Here is a 17,755-nt window from a genome sequence, read left to right as displayed (position 1 = left end):
GAGAGCGAGGCTTTTTTATAGTTCAAACGTCTTCCCCGAGTCCGGGATGAATAAAATCGAGTCTCCGCTCTCCGTTTCAAACCGATAGCCTACTCGAGGGGAGAATGGATTCCATTCTCCCCCGGTCGTCGGAACGCTCTCCATGTACGCCACGTCATTGTACGTTTTGTTCAACACCTCTTCTGCCTCGGCTAACGAGTAGCTCGGAATCGAAAGCAAAATCGCCGCCCCTACACTCATCACTCCGACCGACGCCGCCCAAAGAGTCGATGTCGGCTTTCGAAACTGTGCCAAGACTAGCAGCATGATGATCCAGCCAATCGGCACTCCAAACGTCGCCGCATGCCCATACCATTGCGCATTGATCGTCAATAAACTGGCGATCACCACACCTCCAAGAATCCACCACCACTTCATGAACATCACCTCCTCTTTATTATCCCAAAATCAGGAAATGACTCAACATCTTTTATTCACATTGATGTATGATAACTTATAGTGTATGATATACAGTATAAAGATAAACGAATGAAGGAGGCGAAAAAATGTCTGATGTAAAAGCCTCGTTGGTGACGGAGTTGCGGCGCGGCACATTGACGATTGCGGTGCTCAGTCAGTTGAAGACACCCCAATACGGCTATTCTCTCGTTCAAGCACTGCTAGATGCCGATATCAATATTGATCAAAGTACGCTCTACCCGCTCTTGCGTCGACTTGAAAAACAAGGACTCGTCACGAGTTCCTGGGATACGACAGAGAGTCGACCACGCAAGTACTACGTGCTCAGCTCGGATGGGATGGACATTTTGAATGAGTTGTACGTGGAATGGATGAACATGTCGAAAACGTTGACCCGTCTAATTGAAGGAGGAAATGATCATGAATCTTCGTGATGTGTATATCGATGAAGTCACCTCTCGAATCCCAGAGTCGATGCGGCAAGACGTCGCACTCGAATTGGAATCGACCATTGATGACATGACTGGAAATGACCCGTCTGAAGCGGCTTTATTTGAAGCATTGCGCCAACTCGGCGACCCTCAAATCCTCGCTGCTCGCTACGCGAACCGACCACTTTATCTCATCGGTCCTGCTCTCTTCACACAGTACGTGAACATCATCAAAATCGTCTTACCGATTGCCGTCACGGTTGTCACCATTCTCTCCATCATCGGTTATTTGACCAATCCCATCGACGACATGTCTTGGAGTCAATTCTTGATTCAAGCATTCCTTCAAACTGGGGCGGCTATCTTCAATGTCGTCGTTCAGACGCTATTCTGGATCACCCTCACGTTCTTCATCATTGAACGTGCTGTACCTGAGGGCGAAGTTCCTTTCTCTAGTTGGAAACCTGAACAACTCAAGAAAGTAAAACCACGTTCGACCTCGATTTCTTTTGGTTCGATTTTGTTTGACTTTATCGCCACCGTTCTGATGGTCGTATTGTATGTCAACGCCGAGCAGTTGATTCGTGTCGTCACAGATAGTGAATCCTATCCGCTACTCAATGCGTCGGTCTTGGATCAATTCTTCCCGTTTGTCATCGCCCTGGCCGCCTTTGGGATCGCCATCGCCATTTACAAATGGATGGTTCGACATTGGACAAAGCCGCTCGCCTTGTGGAACGCGCTCTTCAATATCGTATGGATTGTCGTCACAGCGCTCATTTTACTGCACCCTGATTTAATTTCTTCTAATGCCCTCTCGTTGATTGCTGAGCAAATCAACGTCGACCTCGAAACAATCAGTCGTTGGGGCGTCTGGAGTGTTTTACTCACCATCATCATCGTGTGTATCCTCGATTTGGCAGAAGGTTTGATCAAAGCGTTTCGACGTTGACCTCACATTCAAACGTTTCATTTCCGATGAAAGTGGAATAGCGGAGAAGAGAACGGATTTTGAATGGGGAGGCATTTGATGGGTATTCCAACAATCAAGTTACATGACGGTTATGAGATTCCGGCCATCGGACTCGGGACGGTTTATTTGAAAGGTGAAGCAGGGGTCGACGCCATCACATGCGCCATCCGGAACGGATATCGACTCATCGATTCGGCGATTCGCTACGATAATGAAGGCGCGGTCGGTGAAGCGGTTCGCCAATCCGGCATCCCGCGTGAACAACTTTTCTTAACATCGAAACTGCGCGCGCAATATTATGACTACGACCAGGCGCTCGAGATGATTCGAGAGTCCCTATATCGAGCGAACCTCGACTATTGGGATTTGTTCCTCTTGCATTGGCCAAACCCGAAACAAGACAAGTACGTCGAGGCATGGCGTGCCTTGATTCAAGCGAAGAAAAACGGATGGATCCGCTCTATTGGGGTATCGAACTTCATGCCGGAGCACCTTGACCGCTTGATTGAAGAAACGGGAGAAACACCGGTCATTAACCAAATCGAGTTACACCCGTACTTCTCTCAAGTCGAACAGCGGCAAGCCGATAAAGAACGCGGCATCATCACAGAAGCGTGGAGCCCGCTCAGTCGCGCCCGCACGGTCATCCATGACGAAAAGGTCACCGAGCTCGCCAAACAAAAAGGAAAGAGCGTGTCTCAAGTCATCTTACGTTGGCACGTGCAACTTGGTGTCATCCCGCTCGCCCGCTCGTCTAGCGAGTTGCACCAAAAAGAGAATCTCGACGTCTTCAACTTCGAATTGACCGAGGAAGAGATGGAGACGCTCAATGCGTTGACGAAACCGGATGGTCGCATCGATGACCAAGACCCGCGAGAATACGAAGAGTACTAAAAAAGATTGAGCCCAGATGGCTCAATCTTTTTTGTTTAAAACGCCGGAATGGCCGTTTCATCATAGTTTTCTTGCAAGAACGCACGGACTTCGTCGCTTGTGAGCGCTTCGCCGAGTTTTTGGATCGCTTCGTCATCCTTGTTGTCTTCACGTGCGACAAGCGTGATGGCGAAATCATTCTCGACGCCTTCTGTTAAGAGTGCGTCACTCTTCGGTGTCAAACCGAGCGGTGCAGCGTAAGCCGGTGTCATCAAGACCGCATCGACATCATCGTACGCGCGCGCGAGCATCAATAAATCGACTTCTTCAAATTTGAAGTTTTTCGGGTTCGATGTGATATCAGCCTGCGTATAGTACGTGCCTTCTTTCTCTCCGAGCTCGATCACATCATGCTGTGCGAGCAGGGAGAGCGAACGGTCGATGTTCGATACGTCGTTGGCGATGGCGATTGTCGCGCCTTCCGGAATGTCTTCCATCTTGTCATAGTTTTTTGCGTATACACCATAATTTGCGAAATAAATCGGTTCGATGGGAACGAGATTCGCATCGTTGCTGCGGTTGAACTCTTCCATATACGGAACGTGTTGGAAGAAGTTCGCATCGACTTCTTTCGCTGCAAGTGCCGAGTTCGGTTGGACGTTGTCTCCGAGAACGACGATTTCGAGTTCGATGTCGTCTTCTGCGAGCTGTTCTTTCGCGATTTCAAGCATATCTGTCATCGGTGGGATGAGTGATGCGACTTTCAACGTCTGTGGTTCATTTACTTGTTCCGTTTGTGTTTCTGTATCGTTCCCACATGCTGCGAGGACGAGTGTGAGTGAGGCTAGAAGTGCCATCAATTTTTTCATATTCATTTCCTACTTTCTGTTTAACGTTTGTCGATGATTCGCGCCACGATCGTGCCCGTGAATTGAATCAACTGTACGAAGACGAGCATGATGAGAATCATATGGAGCATGAGTTCTGTCTGAAACTGTTGATATCCATAACGGATGGCAAAGTCACCGATGCCACCACCCCCGACGACTCCCATAATCGTCGAGTATGAGATAAAACTGATGATGGATGTGGTCAATCCGAGGACGAGACCGGACCGGGCTTCCACATAAAGAAACTTAAAGATGATGTCTTTAACCGATGCGCCCATCGAGAGTGCCGCTTCGATAACGCCGCGTGGGACATCAATCAGTGACTGTTCGACGAGTCGCGCATAGTGCGCAATGGCAATGATGGAGAGTGGTACGGTCGCTGCAGCCGTTCCGATGGCAGTCCCGATAATGAGCCGTGTAAATGGAATCAAAAACACGACGAGTAACAAGAATGGGAAAGACCGGACGATGTTCACGACCAGGTTAAGGACGGAGAAGACGATTTGATTCTCTAACAATTGTCCTTTACGCGAAAGGTAAAGCCACGTGCCTAACGGCAATCCGACTAGAATCGCGGCGAGAATCGATACCCCGACCATAATGAACGTCTCGGCAATGGACTGCCAAATCTCTGATTGATAGCGGACCAAGATTTCAGGCATTCGCTTCACCTTCCTCTCGCAACTGTTCGACGAACCAACTTGGATTCTGATCGATGGCGACCACCCCTGTTGGCTCCCTCTCAATCGTCTCATGAACGGATCCGTCTGCCATGACGGTGACGCGATGACAGATTTGACGGATGACATCCATCTCATGCGTGACGAGAACGACGGTGACGCCGAGTTTTTCATTGACCGACTGAAGGACACGCAGCACTTCCGCCGTCGTATTCGGGTCGAGTGAAGAGGTCGGCTCATCGCATAGGAGTACACTCGGTTCACTTGCGAGTGCCCGAGCGATGGCGACACGTTGCTTTTGTCCCCCACTCAACTGGGAAGGATATTTATCGCGATACGCTTCGAGTCCAACGAACCGGAGACATTCCATCACGCGTGCTTCCCATGATGCTTTCGGCCGCTTGGCAAGTTTCAGTGAATCGAGGACGTTATCAAACACGTTCTTATTCGCGACTAGATTAAATTGTTGAAAAATCATACCGATCCGATGTCGCTTCTTGCGTAGTTCCCGATTAGAGAGTTCGGTCAACTGGTCGCCATCGACCGTGACGCTCCCGGCATCCGGTTTCTCCAACAAATTCATCAATCGAAGGAGCGTCGACTTCCCGGCACCGCTCGCGCCGATAATGCCGTAAATCTCCCCTTTTCGAATGTGAAGCGATACATCGCGAACGGCCATCTCTTGTCCATAACGCTTATGGACGGACGACAATGTGATCATGGCAGACATCCTTTCTACATCTCGTGAGTGAGTCAACCGTTTATCATTTTAGCGAAGTAAAGAGTTGATGTCAGTTCATGTGCTCACATGAAAAGAACCGCACTGCGGTTCAGAGTGGATGTCGTTTGAAATGTTCAGCAATGTGTCGTTTCATGGCGTCTCGATTTTCGGCGAAGATGCGATGGCGATGCCCATTACCACCAGATGGATGCGGAAAACCGCTCAAAACGCGTTCCTGATTCAAAAGACCTCGCTCAACCAATAATTCCACGGCTCGCCTCACGTTCACGCCCATCGGTAAGATGAGCGCATCTTGAAGATGGGCCATCTCTTCTGCGAAGACTCCTTCTACGTATGATCGAAACAGCTCCGTTCGAATCATATCCGGGCTCGATCCGTTATAGTTCTTGCCTTTATAGAAAACAGGATAAGGAAGAACCGCTGTATTTTGAACGAGATGGTTCGCTGATCCAAACAAATCGAGGGAGGATTCGATCCCTAGATGATGATGTAACTCCAAATCGTCCAGCATCGTCACTAAGTTCTTTCGAATCGGACCGGAAAAACTGCCACGCTGTTTGACGGCTCGAAGCGCCTCTTCATCTGTCGCATCCTTCATGTCACGGATCGCCTCAAACGACTGACGCATCTGATACAAGCCTGGCGTGATTCCCGCGATGACGACTTTCGCATCCGGATTGATGTATTCGAACGGTGCGTAATAGATCTCAAGTTGTTTCTTTTCATCACGGTCTAACAAAAAGTCTTCATTTTTCAACGTCTCTTCTTCTAAATTTGATAGCTGCAAAATCTTTGATTTATATGTGTGAAATAACGCTGTTCGTGTCATATAAATAACACTCCTTTCGTCTACTTTCTCTATCTCTATTCCCCTAAATCTTTGTGTGAGAAAAGTTCATCTTTCAGACAAATGCTATTCAAAAATAAAGCGCTTTCATTCCATTTTTTGTGCTATCCTGACGATGTGATTGAGAAGGGATTTTTCATCAGGTTTGCTAAATTCTCACAAGGAGTGTGTTCACACATGAAAGCAGTCGTCGTCAATTCAGCAAGCAAGGCCAACATCGAAGTCGTCGAAAAGGAACTACGTCCATTACAAGCAGGCGAAGCGCTCGTCGATGTCGAGTACTGTGGCGTATGTCACACGGATCTTCACGTCGCAGCTGGTGATTTCGGAGATGTCCAAGGACGGGTGCTCGGTCATGAAGGGATTGGGATCGTATCTGAAATCGCCGACGATGTCACGAGTTTGAAAGTTGGCGATCGCGTCAGTATCGCTTGGATGTATCATGCATGTGGTCGTTGCGAATATTGTACGACAGGCCGAGAGACTTTCTGTCGAAACGTTCAAAATTCCGGATATAGCGTGGACGGCGGGATGGCTGAACAAAGTATCGTCGTGGCCGACTATGCCGTCAAAGTACCTGACGGATTGGACCCTGCGCAAGCTTCGAGCATCACATGTGCCGGCGTCACGACGTATAAAGCCATCAAAGTTGCCGACGTGAAACCTGGGGAGACGGTCGTCATCTACGGTTGCGGTGGACTCGGCAACCTGGCCATCCAATATGCGAAACACGTCTTCAACGCACACGTCATCGCCGTAGATTTGAACGATGATAAGCTCGAACTCGCCAAAGAGAGTGGAGCTGATTTGACGATTAACCCATCGACTGAAGGAGATGCAGCTGACATCGTACAAGAGAAGTTCGGTGGGGCTCATGCCGCTGTCGTCACAGCCGTCTCAAAAGTCGCCTTTAATTCTGCAGTCAATGCAGTCCGAGCATGTGGGAAAGTGGTCGCCGTCGGTCTTCCTTCTGAAACGATGGACTTGAACATCCCTCGTCTCGTCCTCGATGGAATCGAAGTCGTCGGCTCACTCGTCGGGACACGGAAAGACTTAGAAGAAGCCTTCCAGTTCGGGGCAGAAGGGCTCGTTGTGCCTGTTGTTCATAAACGCTGTCTTCACGAGGTGCAAGACGTGTTCGAAGAGATGGAGCAAGGGAAAATTCAAGGACGCATGGTCATCGACTTCAAAAATAAAGACTGCTAATCGGAACGGGGCCTCGTGCCTCGTTTTGTTCTAGATTGACGTTGACGGGGGATAGTTGCTTTTGTATAGTTAGGAACGTCTAAAAGCCGGAAATGAAAGAGGAGTGACTTGATTTGACTCCATCAACGTCAACCCGTCTACTTGATTTATTGTCAGAGCGAAATGATCAAGTTCGACGCATGAGTGAACAATCTTGGAATGAACAAAGTGATATCCAACTCTCGAACTCGGAGTGGTATATTCTCGCGACACTTTATCAGTCGAAAACAACAATTGCCGAAGTCACGCACAGTGTCCATATTTCTCGACAAGCGACTCATAAACTGATCAAGAACCTAGAGAGTAAAGCGCTCGTTCTTGTGACAGACCATCCGCAAAATCGAAAAGACAAATGTATCGAGTTGACCTCCCTCGGTCATACTTGTTATGAGCAAAACGAGACGCTCAAAGCGCAGCTTGAGCAACGGATACAAGAAAGTATCGGTCAAGAAGCGTTCGAACATCTGAAAACCATTCTGCGCGTGGATTGGAAACTATGACCGTGTCGGCTTGAAGGCGACACGGTTTTTCATATGCATACATGGACAAAAACGTCAACCTAGTTGACATTTCATCTTCTGAATGACTATGCTTATAGGTAAGGAAGAGGTGATCGACTTGTTTAAAACTGGAGACTTAATCATCTACTCGACCCATGGCGTATGTCGCATCGACGACATTTCGGACAAAACGGTCGCAGGAGAGACGAAATCGTACTATACGCTTCACCCCATCAACAACTCACAAAAGTTGCAGATCAGCATTCCCGTCGACAATGACAACGTGATGATGTTGACGTTACTCGAAGCAGATGAGGCATCAGAGATTTTAGAGTCGTTCCGCTCACCTGGCGTGGAATGGAATCCGCATTCCAACAACCGCAATCGTGAATTCTTGAATGTCGTGCATTCAGGAAACCGTCATGAGATTGCCCAAGTGGTGAATACATTGAGCCGTAGACAAATCGAGGCACTTCAAGCGAACAAAAAACTATACGAGCAAGATCGTAAGATTTTAGAGAACGCCAAAACGATTTTGGTGAAAGAGCTCTCCCTTGCCCTCGAGCGTTCAGAGAGCGACATCGAGCGCACGATTGGCGAGTACTTACATGAAAGCATGGCGACACTCACACCTTGACCTCTTCCAGTGGAAGTGGTCTTTTTTTGTTCTATTAAAATAATATACTTTTTTTTACATTTTTCGGGTATCCTAAAACAAATATACCTTATGATATAGGGAGGATGTTAGGATGCAACTGCACTCTAGTACGACCCATGTCACCGACACGCACGTCGTTCGGGCAATCGAAAACAATCTGGCCATCATTCGCTTTGATGAAAATCGCCGTGTCGCCTACGTCAATGAGATTTTTGCCAAAACGATGGGGTACGAAGTCAAGGAACTGATGGGACGCCCCCATCGTGATCTTTGCTTGCCCGAGTTCGCGAACAGTCCCCAATACGACCTGTTTTGGCGTAAGCTCATGCAAGGGTTGAGTTATCACGACAAGATTGAACGACGTGCCGCAGATGGTCATAGTGTCTGGCTAGAGGCGACCTACATGCCGATCTTCGATGATGCCCACCAGAACGTCATCGGCGTCTCAAAGATTGCAGCCGATATCACGTCACGGCAACAAGACGTACTCCACATGGCGAATAATCTTCAAGAGACGTCTGAATACTTATCTGCCCAGTCCCAAATCGGGAAACAAGACGGAGAACACGTACTCGAAAACGTCAAACTGATTGAACAAGAGTCGACTCAAAACCTAGAGCATTTACATGCTCTCCAACAAGAGGCGAAAACGATCACGGATATTGTCCGAACGATTCGTGAAATCGCTGCCCAAACCAACCTTCTCGCACTCAATGCCGCAATCGAGGCGGCACGCGCAGGTGAACATGGACGCGGCTTCAATGTCGTCGCGACAGAGGTGCGCAATCTTTCAAACAAAGTCTCACTCTCCATTACAGAAGTGAACAACAACATTGAAGGCATTGTGAAACGCATCGATGACGTGTCGATGAGCATCGGACGAATTTCTCATAAAGTCAAAGATAGCTCGGGACAACTCGAACAGACGGTCCGAGAGTTCGAAAAATTAGCAGATTCAGCCGCTACTCTCGAACAGCAGGCAAAGACGTTTCTCAAAATGGTATGAGCGACCCGATATGATAAGCTCCCTAAAAAGTAGACAGGTTAAATAATATAACCTGTCTATCTCTTGAAGGGAGTTTTTTCTATACAAAAGACGAGCATACGATTGTATGCTCGTCTTGAATCAATTAATTGTGGACCATGTCCTTTTCCTCTAAACCGAGCGTGACCGCTGTCGATTCGTGAATCGTCTTGAATAAATCCGGGTGTTCCGAAAGCTTCAATCCATACGACGGTACCATTTCTTTGATTTTCGCTTCCCACTCCGGTAAGTGTTGCGGGAAGCACTGCTCGAGCACTTTCAACATGACGTGCACGGCCGTCGATGCGCCTGGAGAAGCACCGAGAAGCGCCGCGACCGACCCATCTTCGGCACTGACGACTTCCGTTCCGAATTGAAGCGTTCCTTTTCCTTGCGGTGTATCTTTGATGACCTGCACACGTTGCCCTGCCACGACGATCTCCCAATCTTCATTCTTGGCATTCGGGATGAATTCACGGAGTTCATCCATCCGTTTGTCGTGAGATAAGAGTACCTGCTCGATCAAGTATTTCGTAAGTGGCATCTCTTTCGCCCCTGCGGCAAGCATCGTGATGACGTTGTTCGGCTTGACCGAACGAATCAAATCCAAGTTCGATCCTGTTTTTAAGAATTTCGGTGTGAAGCCGGCGAACGGTCCAAACAGCAACTCTTTGCGTCCATCGATAAAACGAGTGTCGAGATGCGGGACCGACATCGGTGGTGCCCCGACCTTCGCTTTACCATACACTTTGGCGTGATGTTGCTCGATGACCTCGCGATTTTTACAAACGAGGAAGAGACCGCTGACCGGGAATCCTCCGATTTGTTTCGATTCCGGAATCCCTGTCTTTTGTAAGAGCGGCAAACTGCCACCACCGCCTCCGATAAAGAGAAACGGTGCCGTATGCGTCTCAATCGTGTTCTGAGACATGTCTTTTATTTTCACTTCCCAATGACCGTTCTCGAGGCGCTTCACGTCCTCGACGCTATGGCCATAGTTGACTTCGACCCCGTTCGATGTGAGATGGTCAAACAACATACGTGTCAATGCGCCAAAGTTCACGTCTGTCCCTGAGTCGATTTTCGTCGCAGCAATCGGTTCATCCGGTGTCCGTCCGTCCATGATGAGCGGGAACCATTCCCGTAATTCATTCGGATCGTCCGATAAGACCATGCCTTCAAACAGCGGATTCGCTGTGAGCGCTTCCAAACGGCGTTTCAAGAAATCGACGTTCTTCTCCCCTTGGACCATGCTCATATGTGGGATCGAACGAATGAAGGCTCCTGGATTCTCAATCAGTCCCTGCTTGACGAGATGCGCCCAAAACTGACGCGAGATTTGGAACTGCTCGTTGACGTTGACCGCTTTGGAGATGTCAATCGTCCCGTCTGCGTTCTCTGTTGTATAGTTTAATTCGCAAAGTGCGGCATGTCCCGTACCTGCGTTATTCCACTCGTTTGAACTTTCTTCCCCTGCTGCATCGAGCTTTTCGAACACTTTGATGTTCCACTCCGGTACGAGCTCTTTAAAGAGTGAACCGAGCGTTGCGCTCATAATCCCTGCCCCAATCAAAATGACGTCTGTTCTCGTTTGCGTACTGCTCATGAAAACCCCATCCTTATCCCCTGAATTTTTTGTCATACGATTGAAGAATCCCCATTCCTCCATCGTATATTTTATAATCGTTATACCGATTATAACTCTTTTGTGATGAATGATAAGGGTTATGTATGATTTTTTGTGCTGAAACTTTTTATGAAAATGGGATGATCCCATCAAATGAAGGAGGTGTTCTTTTGAGGCGTGGTTTACGTTTTACAATTCCCAATCAATATGGGCAATTTCTAAAAGCAATCTTAAGTCCAATCCCTCTTGATCAATACCGATGGAAAGTGATTGATGAGGAATCATATATTGTAAAAGATGGACACCTGAATCGCCTGTTATTTTCGGATTCGATCGTAATCGATGGTCGTCAATTCGCTGAACTGCTCACACAACATGAACACTATTTGATTTTCGTTGATATCAAGGCGTTCCAACCGAATATGTCCTCGGAAATCGCAACGTATGAAGACTTTTTACATAGTACGTGTGAATTCGCTCTATTGGTGACGGACAGTCAAGACGTCACAATCTACTGTAAAGACCAAGAGATGCTCAATTCCCTTTACGAAAATGCTTCTTGGCATGGATTTGAAGACGTCACATACATCACAAGTCATAATGACTCGAGGACACGCTTATCCTGCTGGTAACCATACATTTTGAAGAGGAGAATCCATATGCCCACACTCTATTTGATTCGCCACTGCTCAGCCGCGGGCCAAGAACCTGACGCACCGCTCACAGAAGACGGTCACGCCCAGTCTTTATGGCTTCGCGATTTCTTTTCTGAACTCACAATCGACCGAATCATCTCAAGCGATTATACCCGTGCAGTCGCTTCGGTCACGCCCCTCGCCGATGCTCATCACCTTTCGATTGAACGTGAACCGTTACTGAGAGAACGCATCCTATCTCACAAACCGCTCGAAGACTGGCTGACCCCATTACGTCAGTCATTCAGCGACCCGACGTTCAAGTTGCCTGGTGCCGAATCGGCTGAGGAGGCGACGCAGCGCATCCTACAAGTCGTCGCGCACGCCAAAGCTCCGCATGCTTCGACTCTATTGGTGACGCACGGCAATCTGCTCGCACTCCTATTGCAACATCTTGACCCACAATATGACTTTGAGACATGGCGTAAGATGCGTAACCCAGATGTCTATCGTCTCGATTATCATGACAGCACACCGGTCATCGAGCATATTTGGCCCAACAAATAAGCCGTCTCGCGATGAGACGGCTTTTGTCACTTCTCTACGAAAAACATCGAGATGGCACCAAGCCCGACATGTGTCCCGACCGAGACACCCATCTGCATGAGGTAAATCTCGCCGGCAAAATCGGTTTCGGTTTCGAGCTTCGCTTTTAAGTTCTCCGCAATCCGTTGGTCCGATGTGTACCCGATGATCACGAAATTCGTGATGTCCGGGTTGACGCGTTTCACGAACTCGTCCGTATAATGCTTCAGCACTTTACGGGTGCCTCGTTCCTTGGCAACAATGGCACCTTTCCCGTTCTTCATACTCATGATGGGCTTTACCATCAGTAGTTTCCCGATGATAGCACTCGCGTTTGAGATCCGTCCGCTCTTGATCAAGTGGTCGAGGTCATCTACGGATAAGAAGTGCTTCACCTTCGTCTTGTACGTCTCATTGAAGTCAACGAGCTCTTCGAACGTCGCACCGGCTTCACGCATCTGTGCGCTCTTCAGCAACAGCCAGCCGCTACCGTGACTCATCGAACGAGAGTCGACGACATGGATTTTGACAGGTGAGTCAGGATGCGCTTCTTCAAAGTACTCTTTTCCGATTACAGCTGACTGATACGAGCCGCTCGTGCCGCTCGACATACAGATGCATAAAATCTCTTCGTGACCCGAAGCGACCGCATCTTCCATCAATTTCAAGAACGTCGCCGGGCTCGGCATCGCCGTCGTCGGGAATTCCGGGAGCGCTTCCAACATTCCGTAAAAATCATCCGGCTGGATATCCACCCGGTCCTGGTAAGACATATTGTTCATCGTAATGATCAACGGTGCGACCCCGATATTGTACTGTTCAAGCACTTCATCTGATAAGTCACACGTCGAATCTGCTAATAATTTAATCATGTATTCCTCCAAAACTTTCTCCATGAGTGACGGGAATCATCCTATAACTTCGTCGATTCCGACGTCACGATAGGACCTCTTCTAGTGTAGCAGATTTGGAGGGTTAAATGTTTTTTTACTGGGGTTGATGTGCAACTTGTTTTTCATGTTGCAAGAGCCATTCTTTTCGCCAAAGTCCACCGGCATAGCCCGTCAATTTCCCATTTGATCCGATGACGCGATGACAAGGCACGACGATGCTCAGCTTGTTGCGTCCGTTCGTCGCTCCGACTGCGCGGACAGCAGCAGGTCGCTTCACACGTTCGGCGAGTTCACGGTAAGAAGCCGTCTCCGCATACGGGATGGTTTGTAACGCATCCCACACGTCATGCTGAAACGTTGTCCCGATTTGCTCAGTCGGAAACGTGAACGTCATACGCCCACCGCGAAAATAGGCGTCTAGTTCCTCCCGGCACTGTCGCAATACATTTGGAATATCTGATTCAGGTGATTGCGTCCCTTCACGTTCGACGAATAAGATCGATTGAACGACCTGCTCCGTCCCGATGATTTCCAGGATGCCAATCGGTGTCTCCACGTCTAATTTATACGTTCCCATATAATGACCTCCACAGATAAAATGTCGCGTATCCTTCCCAACCTTGCCACGATTCACCGTAACGTTTCACCTCTTCAATCGTGGGCTTCTTCGATGTCCCTAACTGATGCTGAATCGCTTGATGTAATCCGACATCCGCAATCGGAAAGGCTGATGCGTCCTGAAAACACTTCATCAACACATAGTCTGCCGTCCATTCTCCGACACCCCGGATTGCCAGTAACCGTTCACGGATATTAGCTGAAGAGAGTGATTGTAAAGCCGTTTTCGACAGGTCTCCATTTGTTATTTCCCGTGCAATATCAATGACATACTCCGCTTTCCTGCGACTGAACTGAAGCTCACGTAACTCTTCCGGTTCGAGCAAGGCGATTCGCTCCGCCCGCGGGAACATCCAGTACGTGCTTTCTTCGACGACTCGTTGGTCTCCATAGCGTTCAACGAAGCGCAGTTTAATCGTATAAGCAAACGACAAGGTGATTTGTTGCCCGATAATGGCCCAAACGAGTGCTTCGAACAAATCTGGGAAGCCAATCATCCGTAATCCGCGATGTGCTTCAATCAAAGGAGCCAGCAATTCATCTTTCTCCCCCATCGTTTCAAACGGCTTCAAATCGCGCTCAAGGTCTAACCAGTCTCGTACCTCACGTGCGACACGTTCCTTTTCTGTGTCTGAAACTTCATCGACTGGGAACCGTACACGAATGTGATGCTCCGCTTCTTGAAGCTCGATCAGGATGAGCCTTTCCCCGATTCGCATCAGCTTTCGAACCGTGTCAGGCGTTGTCACATGGAGCACTTCTTGTTCTGACCGACTCAAAAAGACGAGACACTCTTGAAAATCAAACGGCTGCTGTACAGCAAGTAGCATCTCTGTCATATGTCCTCTCCTTTTCGATATGTGTTCGGTGTACAGCCTTTTACTTGCCGGAACACGCGGTAAAAGTTCGATGGTGTTTGAAACCCGACCTCATAGCAGACCGTCAGATTACTCATATCGGTCGTTCGTAATAAATATGCCGCCTTGTCGATCCGAATCCGTTCTAGTAGCTGCCTCGGTGTCTCTCCTGTCGCTTGAGTGAATGTCCGCTCCAAATGAAAAGGGCTAAGTTGCGCGTGTTCGGCAATCTGTTCGAGGCGAATGGGTTGTTTGTAATGGTTCAGGAGATATGTCGTCACTTGTTGAACGAGCGCACGGTGTGGGGCATGCTCGACTTCGGGCTGACATCGCTTGCACGGTCGGAAACCGTTCGTCTCCGCTTCTTCTCTCGTTAAATAAAAATCAACGTTCTCTTTCTTCGGTTTACGGGATCGGCACGATGGTCGGCAATAGATCCCTGTCGTTTTCACGGCTGTATAGAATAATCCATCGTAAGTTGCATCGCAGGCGAGCACTTTCGCCCACTTTTCGTCAAACGTCAGCATCTCCACACCCCTTTCTCCTCTCACTGTAGCAAATCTAAAATCAACATTTCGTCCTCTTTCTTGCGCTTACAATCCCCTCTTTTTGAAACGTTTTACAGATTTCATTCGTATCCTATAGTACGATTTAGACAGAAGATGCTGTCAGTTCTATGGCAGATAAGGAGAAGATCGCAATGCGTACTCGTTTTTCATTGAAACAATTAAAATGGCTCATTCCTATAGCGTTAATCGGTTTGATTTTGATTCAGAGCGGACAAGAGTTGAAAGACCTCTCGCTCGCGACCGCCTTCACGACATTGAAACAATTGACCGGTTGGGAACAGTTCACACTCATCCTGCTCGGTGGATTCGCTGTCTTGACGATGACGGGCTATGACTATTTCCTGCTACGCTCTTTACATATCGAGCTACCGAAACGAAAAATCGTTCAAACGGCATGGATCACGAATTCGATGAACGGGATGCTCGGTTTCGGCGGCGTGATTGGAATTGCGCTTCGCACCTCCCTCTATCGTCCCTATACGGATACGAAACGATTGCTCCGTGCCATCGGATGGATGACCCCGACACTAATCAGTGGTCTGTCCATTCTTTCCATCGGTGTGCTCCTCGGAATCTTTCCAGCTAGTGGGCTCGTCGGTACGAAACCATGGATTTGGCCGGTGTTACTCGCCGTGAGTGCGATGCTCCCGTTTTATTTATTCGTCACATCACGCCGATCAAACGTCGGATGGTCTACTCTGCTCGGGTATACGATGACTTCACTCGCAGAATGGGTCACCGCTGGAATCGTCGCCATTTATGCTTTGACGTTACTAGACGGTTCGGCTTCGTTCGTGCAACTCTTCGGGGTATTCATCGTCGCGACGGTCGTCGGTGTCGTCTCCCTCGTCCCTGGGGGTGCCGGAACATTTGACTTACTGTATCTCGTCGGGATGACTCAACTTGGGATTCATCAAGACATCGTTTTGTCTTCCTTGATCATCTATCGCTTCGTTTATTTTGTCGTCCCTTTTTTAATTGGACTCTTTCTTGCAGCCATCGCGTTTGGGGACCAGGTCGTCAAACAGATCGAATATCGACCAATCATCGGATCCTCTTATGAAATTGGGACCGTCGTCTGGCGCGTCGTTTCGCGGACGCTTGCGAAGATTGGACGCTTGACTGGAAGTCTCATCGCACTCATGAGCAGTCTGTTGATTTGGTTCCAGACGCTTCTCCCGAGCGTGACGCCGCTCTATGAAGTGAATCGCTGGTTTGAATGGATTGGGACCCTTTTCTTATTGAGTGCCGGACTTCTCATGTTTTTATCCGTCTATGGCATGTATGTGCGGACAAAACGAACACTCTGGTTACTCAACACTGCCTTCATCTTGGCGACCATCGGTGTCATCGCTCGTGGGTTAAACCTGTTTGAGACCTTCGTCGTCATCGGATTTGCGATGTTCGTCTGGTTGACACGTAAACGACACGTCCGATACCGGTCGATTTTAACGACAGGACGTCTCATCCGAAGCTTGATTTACGTCCTGCTCTATGTCGGAACCCACGCCCTCTTATTGCAGTCATTCGCAGGTACAGACAACTTATTCTTCACATCGCATCAAGCTGGTTGGTTGACGACGTTCGTCTTATTGTTAACTTCAATCGTAGCAAGTGTACTCCTGCTCTTGTTCGATCGTTGGAAACGTCCGGCGCTTGGAGAGGCCTATGATGAACATCGCATCCGACAGTTCCAAGCAACACAGCCCACATCGAGCAGTTTTGACTTGGCCCATATGGCAGATAAGCGTTTTTACATGAATGAGTCCGGAGATGCGTGTCTGTTGTTTGCGACGACTCGGAACCATGCCATCGTCCTTGGTGATATCCAAGGCGAGAAGCAGGCTGCGACTTCTCTTTTGACGCGATTCATTGAAGATGCGGATCGAATCGGGTATATCCCTTTATTTTATCAAATTACACCGAATTGGATGCCTCGCCTTCATGATGCCGGGTTCACGTTCTTCAAATTAGGGGAAGAGGCGACGATTGACGTCTCGGCCTTCTCCTTATCCGGGAAGAAGCGTGCAAATATGCGCTCTCTCTACAATCAGTTTGAGAAGAAGGGGATCACGTTCGACATCGTCTGTGAACCGAGCCTCTTGCTGTTACAAGAGTTAAAAGACATCTCAGACGAATGGATTGGGAATCGAAATGAGAAAGGCTTCTCTCTCGGATTCTTCGATTATGAAACGTTGACGCGTTATCCGATTGCCTTGTTGCGAGATGCGGACGGTGTCGTCGTAGCTTTCATTTCGCTACTCCGAGGAGACGGGGCCATCTCCATCGATTTGATGCGTTCGAAAAATGATGCGCCGACCGGATCGATTGAAGTGTTGATCCTTCACATCATCGAATGGGCTCGCGCAGAAGGCCATGATCATGTCGGGCTCGGCGTGGCACCACTTGCTGCCGTCGGAGAGCAGACGTTCTCCCATTGGCCGGAACGCGTCGCCGCCGACATTTTTGAAAACATCAGTTACATCTATCCGTTCAGTGGCTTACGACAGTTCAAACAGAAGTTCAAACCGTCGTGGGAAGGACGCTATCTCGCGTTTCGTCAACGCCGGAAGTTACTACCCTCGATTTTACGGACAGCGCGATTGATTAGTCGGAAACGCTAAAAAACAGGAATTTCTCATCGTGAGA

General features: G+C 48.6%; 20 protein-coding genes. 10 read left to right on the top strand and 10 right to left on the bottom strand.

The features are described from left to right. Positions 1–15 precede the first annotated feature (15 nt). Complete coding sequence (locus F3H97_RS13770; RefSeq protein WP_196431683.1) at positions 16–417, bottom strand: hypothetical protein; 402 nt, start codon at positions 415–417, stop codon at positions 16–18. A 128-nt stretch (positions 418–545) separates the two neighbouring features. On the opposite strand from F3H97_RS13770, the gene F3H97_RS13765 reads away from it, so the two are divergent. The 3 genes from F3H97_RS13765 (at position 546) to F3H97_RS13755 (ending at position 2,757) form a co-directional block, all read left to right on the top strand. After that, the gene (locus F3H97_RS13765; RefSeq protein ID WP_074035166.1) at positions 546–893 is read left to right on the top strand and encodes a PadR family transcriptional regulator; all 348 of its coding nucleotides are present in this window, start codon (positions 546–548) and stop codon (positions 891–893) included. After that, entirely contained in the window at positions 880–1,842 is a 963-nt protein-coding gene (locus tag F3H97_RS13760; RefSeq protein ID WP_196431682.1) for an HAAS signaling domain-containing protein, read from the top strand. The genes F3H97_RS13765 and F3H97_RS13760 overlap by 14 nt, the downstream gene beginning before the upstream one ends. A gap of 78 nt (positions 1,843–1,920) precedes the next feature. Next, positions 1,921–2,757, top strand: coding sequence for an aldo/keto reductase (locus tag F3H97_RS13755; RefSeq protein ID WP_196431681.1), 837 nt, complete (start codon positions 1,921–1,923; stop codon positions 2,755–2,757). A gap of 35 nt (positions 2,758–2,792) precedes the next feature. Here the strand turns inward: F3H97_RS13755 and F3H97_RS13750 are convergent, their stop codons facing one another. From F3H97_RS13750 to F3H97_RS13735, 4 genes are all read right to left on the bottom strand, one after another. Next, a complete protein-coding gene (locus tag F3H97_RS13750; protein ID WP_196431680.1) occupies positions 2,793–3,605 on the bottom strand; it encodes a MetQ/NlpA family ABC transporter substrate-binding protein in 813 nt (270 codons plus the stop codon). A 20-nt stretch (positions 3,606–3,625) separates the two neighbouring features. Next, a complete protein-coding gene (locus tag F3H97_RS13745) occupies positions 3,626–4,288 on the bottom strand; it encodes a methionine ABC transporter permease (RefSeq protein ID WP_196431679.1) in 663 nt (220 codons plus the stop codon). After that, positions 4,281–5,027, bottom strand: a complete 747-nt coding sequence (locus F3H97_RS13740) for a methionine ABC transporter ATP-binding protein (RefSeq protein WP_159563234.1) — start codon at positions 5,025–5,027, stop codon at positions 4,281–4,283. The genes F3H97_RS13745 and F3H97_RS13740 overlap by 8 nt, the downstream gene beginning before the upstream one ends. 109 nt (positions 5,028–5,136) lie before the next feature. Then, entirely contained in the window at positions 5,137–5,877 is a 741-nt protein-coding gene (locus F3H97_RS13735; RefSeq protein ID WP_196431678.1) for a hypothetical protein, read from the bottom strand. Between the two features lie 195 nt (positions 5,878–6,072). Between F3H97_RS13735 and adhP the strand changes: the two genes are divergently transcribed. The 4 genes from adhP (at position 6,073) to F3H97_RS15130 (ending at position 9,304) form a co-directional block, all read left to right on the top strand. Continuing rightward, positions 6,073–7,101, top strand: coding sequence for an alcohol dehydrogenase AdhP (adhP, locus tag F3H97_RS13730; protein ID WP_196431677.1), 1,029 nt, complete (start codon positions 6,073–6,075; stop codon positions 7,099–7,101). A 113-nt stretch (positions 7,102–7,214) separates the two neighbouring features. Continuing rightward, the gene (locus tag F3H97_RS13725; RefSeq protein ID WP_196431676.1) at positions 7,215–7,640 is read left to right on the top strand and encodes a MarR family winged helix-turn-helix transcriptional regulator; all 426 of its coding nucleotides are present in this window, start codon (positions 7,215–7,217) and stop codon (positions 7,638–7,640) included. Between the two features lie 109 nt (positions 7,641–7,749). Next, the gene (locus F3H97_RS13720; protein ID WP_143180210.1) at positions 7,750–8,277 is read left to right on the top strand and encodes a CarD family transcriptional regulator; all 528 of its coding nucleotides are present in this window, start codon (positions 7,750–7,752) and stop codon (positions 8,275–8,277) included. A gap of 112 nt (positions 8,278–8,389) precedes the next feature. Next, a complete protein-coding gene (locus F3H97_RS15130) occupies positions 8,390–9,304 on the top strand; it encodes a methyl-accepting chemotaxis protein (RefSeq protein WP_196431675.1) in 915 nt (304 codons plus the stop codon). Positions 9,305–9,428: 124 nt separating this feature from the next. On the opposite strand, the gene F3H97_RS13710 is transcribed toward F3H97_RS15130, so the two are convergent. Continuing rightward, the gene (locus tag F3H97_RS13710) at positions 9,429–10,928 is read right to left on the bottom strand and encodes a malate:quinone oxidoreductase (RefSeq protein ID WP_196431674.1); all 1,500 of its coding nucleotides are present in this window, start codon (positions 10,926–10,928) and stop codon (positions 9,429–9,431) included. Between the two features lie 191 nt (positions 10,929–11,119). Between F3H97_RS13710 and F3H97_RS13705 the strand changes: the two genes are divergently transcribed. Both F3H97_RS13705 and F3H97_RS13700 read left to right on the top strand, forming a co-directional pair. Next, positions 11,120–11,581 (top strand): DUF2691 family protein, encoded by a 462-nt coding sequence (locus F3H97_RS13705; RefSeq protein ID WP_196431673.1) that lies wholly within the window; start codon positions 11,120–11,122, stop codon positions 11,579–11,581. 27 nt (positions 11,582–11,608) lie between these two features. Then, positions 11,609–12,151 carry a histidine phosphatase family protein gene (locus F3H97_RS13700; protein ID WP_196431672.1) on the top strand — a complete coding sequence of 181 codons (543 nt, stop codon included), beginning with the start codon at positions 11,609–11,611 and terminating at the stop codon, positions 12,149–12,151. Positions 12,152–12,177: 26 nt separating this feature from the next. On the opposite strand, the gene F3H97_RS13695 is transcribed toward F3H97_RS13700, so the two are convergent. The 4 genes from F3H97_RS13695 to F3H97_RS13680 all read right to left on the bottom strand — a co-directional run bounded on the left by F3H97_RS13695 (position 12,178) and on the right by F3H97_RS13680 (position 15,064). After that, positions 12,178–13,041, bottom strand: a complete 864-nt coding sequence (locus tag F3H97_RS13695; RefSeq protein WP_196431671.1) for a DegV family protein — start codon at positions 13,039–13,041, stop codon at positions 12,178–12,180. A 115-nt stretch (positions 13,042–13,156) separates the two neighbouring features. After that, the gene (locus F3H97_RS13690) at positions 13,157–13,639 is read right to left on the bottom strand and encodes a methylated-DNA--[protein]-cysteine S-methyltransferase (RefSeq protein WP_196431670.1); all 483 of its coding nucleotides are present in this window, start codon (positions 13,637–13,639) and stop codon (positions 13,157–13,159) included. Next, positions 13,626–14,519: a DNA-3-methyladenine glycosylase family protein gene (locus tag F3H97_RS13685; RefSeq protein ID WP_196431669.1), complete on the bottom strand. Its 894-nt coding sequence runs from the start codon at positions 14,517–14,519 to the stop codon at positions 13,626–13,628. The genes F3H97_RS13690 and F3H97_RS13685 overlap by 14 nt, the downstream gene beginning before the upstream one ends. After that, positions 14,516–15,064, bottom strand: coding sequence for a bifunctional transcriptional activator/DNA repair enzyme AdaA (locus F3H97_RS13680; protein WP_159563222.1), 549 nt, complete (start codon positions 15,062–15,064; stop codon positions 14,516–14,518). Before F3H97_RS13680 ends, F3H97_RS13685 begins: the two co-directional genes overlap by 4 nt. Positions 15,065–15,237: 173 nt before the next feature. On the opposite strand from F3H97_RS13680, the gene mprF reads away from it, so the two are divergent. After that, entirely contained in the window at positions 15,238–17,730 is a 2,493-nt protein-coding gene (mprF, locus tag F3H97_RS13675) for a bifunctional lysylphosphatidylglycerol flippase/synthetase MprF (RefSeq protein WP_196431668.1), read from the top strand. Positions 17,731–17,755: the final 25 nt, after the last annotated feature.

The sequence above is a fragment of the Exiguobacterium sp. SRB7LM genome (assembly GCF_015712685.1).
Taxonomy (GTDB): domain Bacteria; phylum Bacillota; class Bacilli; order Exiguobacteriales; family Exiguobacteriaceae; genus Exiguobacterium; species Exiguobacterium profundum.
This window is presented reverse-complemented; position numbering and strand designations above follow the sequence as displayed.

Bases quoted from the DNA above. Each gene is read 5' to 3' on its own strand.
- F3H97_RS13770 (WP_196431683.1), bottom strand. From the start codon at position 417: ATGAAGTGGTGGTGGATTCTTGGAGGTGTGGTGATCGCCAGTTTATTG.
- F3H97_RS13765 (WP_074035166.1), top strand. From the start codon at position 546: ATGTCTGATGTAAAAGCCTCGTTGGTGACGGAGTTGCGGCGCGGCACA.
- F3H97_RS13760 (WP_196431682.1), top strand. From the start codon at position 880: ATGAATCTTCGTGATGTGTATATCGATGAAGTCACCTCTCGAATCCCA.
- F3H97_RS13755 (WP_196431681.1), top strand. From the start codon at position 1,921: ATGGGTATTCCAACAATCAAGTTACATGACGGTTATGAGATTCCGGCC.
- F3H97_RS13750 (WP_196431680.1), bottom strand. From the start codon at position 3,605: ATGAAAAAATTGATGGCACTTCTAGCCTCACTCACACTCGTCCTCGCA.
- F3H97_RS13745 (WP_196431679.1), bottom strand. From the start codon at position 4,288: ATGCCTGAAATCTTGGTCCGCTATCAATCAGAGATTTGGCAGTCCATT.
- F3H97_RS13740 (WP_159563234.1), bottom strand. From the start codon at position 5,027: ATGATCACATTGTCGTCCGTCCATAAGCGTTATGGACAAGAGATGGCC.
- F3H97_RS13735 (WP_196431678.1), bottom strand. From the start codon at position 5,877: ATGACACGAACAGCGTTATTTCACACATATAAATCAAAGATTTTGCAG.
- adhP (WP_196431677.1), top strand. From the start codon at position 6,073: ATGAAAGCAGTCGTCGTCAATTCAGCAAGCAAGGCCAACATCGAAGTC.
- F3H97_RS15130 (WP_196431675.1), top strand. From the start codon at position 8,390: ATGCAACTGCACTCTAGTACGACCCATGTCACCGACACGCACGTCGTT.
- F3H97_RS13710 (WP_196431674.1), bottom strand. From the start codon at position 10,928: ATGAGCAGTACGCAAACGAGAACAGACGTCATTTTGATTGGGGCAGGG.
- F3H97_RS13700 (WP_196431672.1), top strand. From the start codon at position 11,609: ATGCCCACACTCTATTTGATTCGCCACTGCTCAGCCGCGGGCCAAGAA.
- F3H97_RS13695 (WP_196431671.1), bottom strand. From the start codon at position 13,041: ATGATTAAATTATTAGCAGATTCGACGTGTGACTTATCAGATGAAGTG.
- F3H97_RS13690 (WP_196431670.1), bottom strand. From the start codon at position 13,639: ATGGGAACGTATAAATTAGACGTGGAGACACCGATTGGCATCCTGGAA.
- F3H97_RS13685 (WP_196431669.1), bottom strand. From the start codon at position 14,519: ATGACAGAGATGCTACTTGCTGTACAGCAGCCGTTTGATTTTCAAGAG.
- F3H97_RS13680 (WP_159563222.1), bottom strand. From the start codon at position 15,064: ATGCTGACGTTTGACGAAAAGTGGGCGAAAGTGCTCGCCTGCGATGCA.
- mprF (WP_196431668.1), top strand. From the start codon at position 15,238: ATGCGTACTCGTTTTTCATTGAAACAATTAAAATGGCTCATTCCTATA.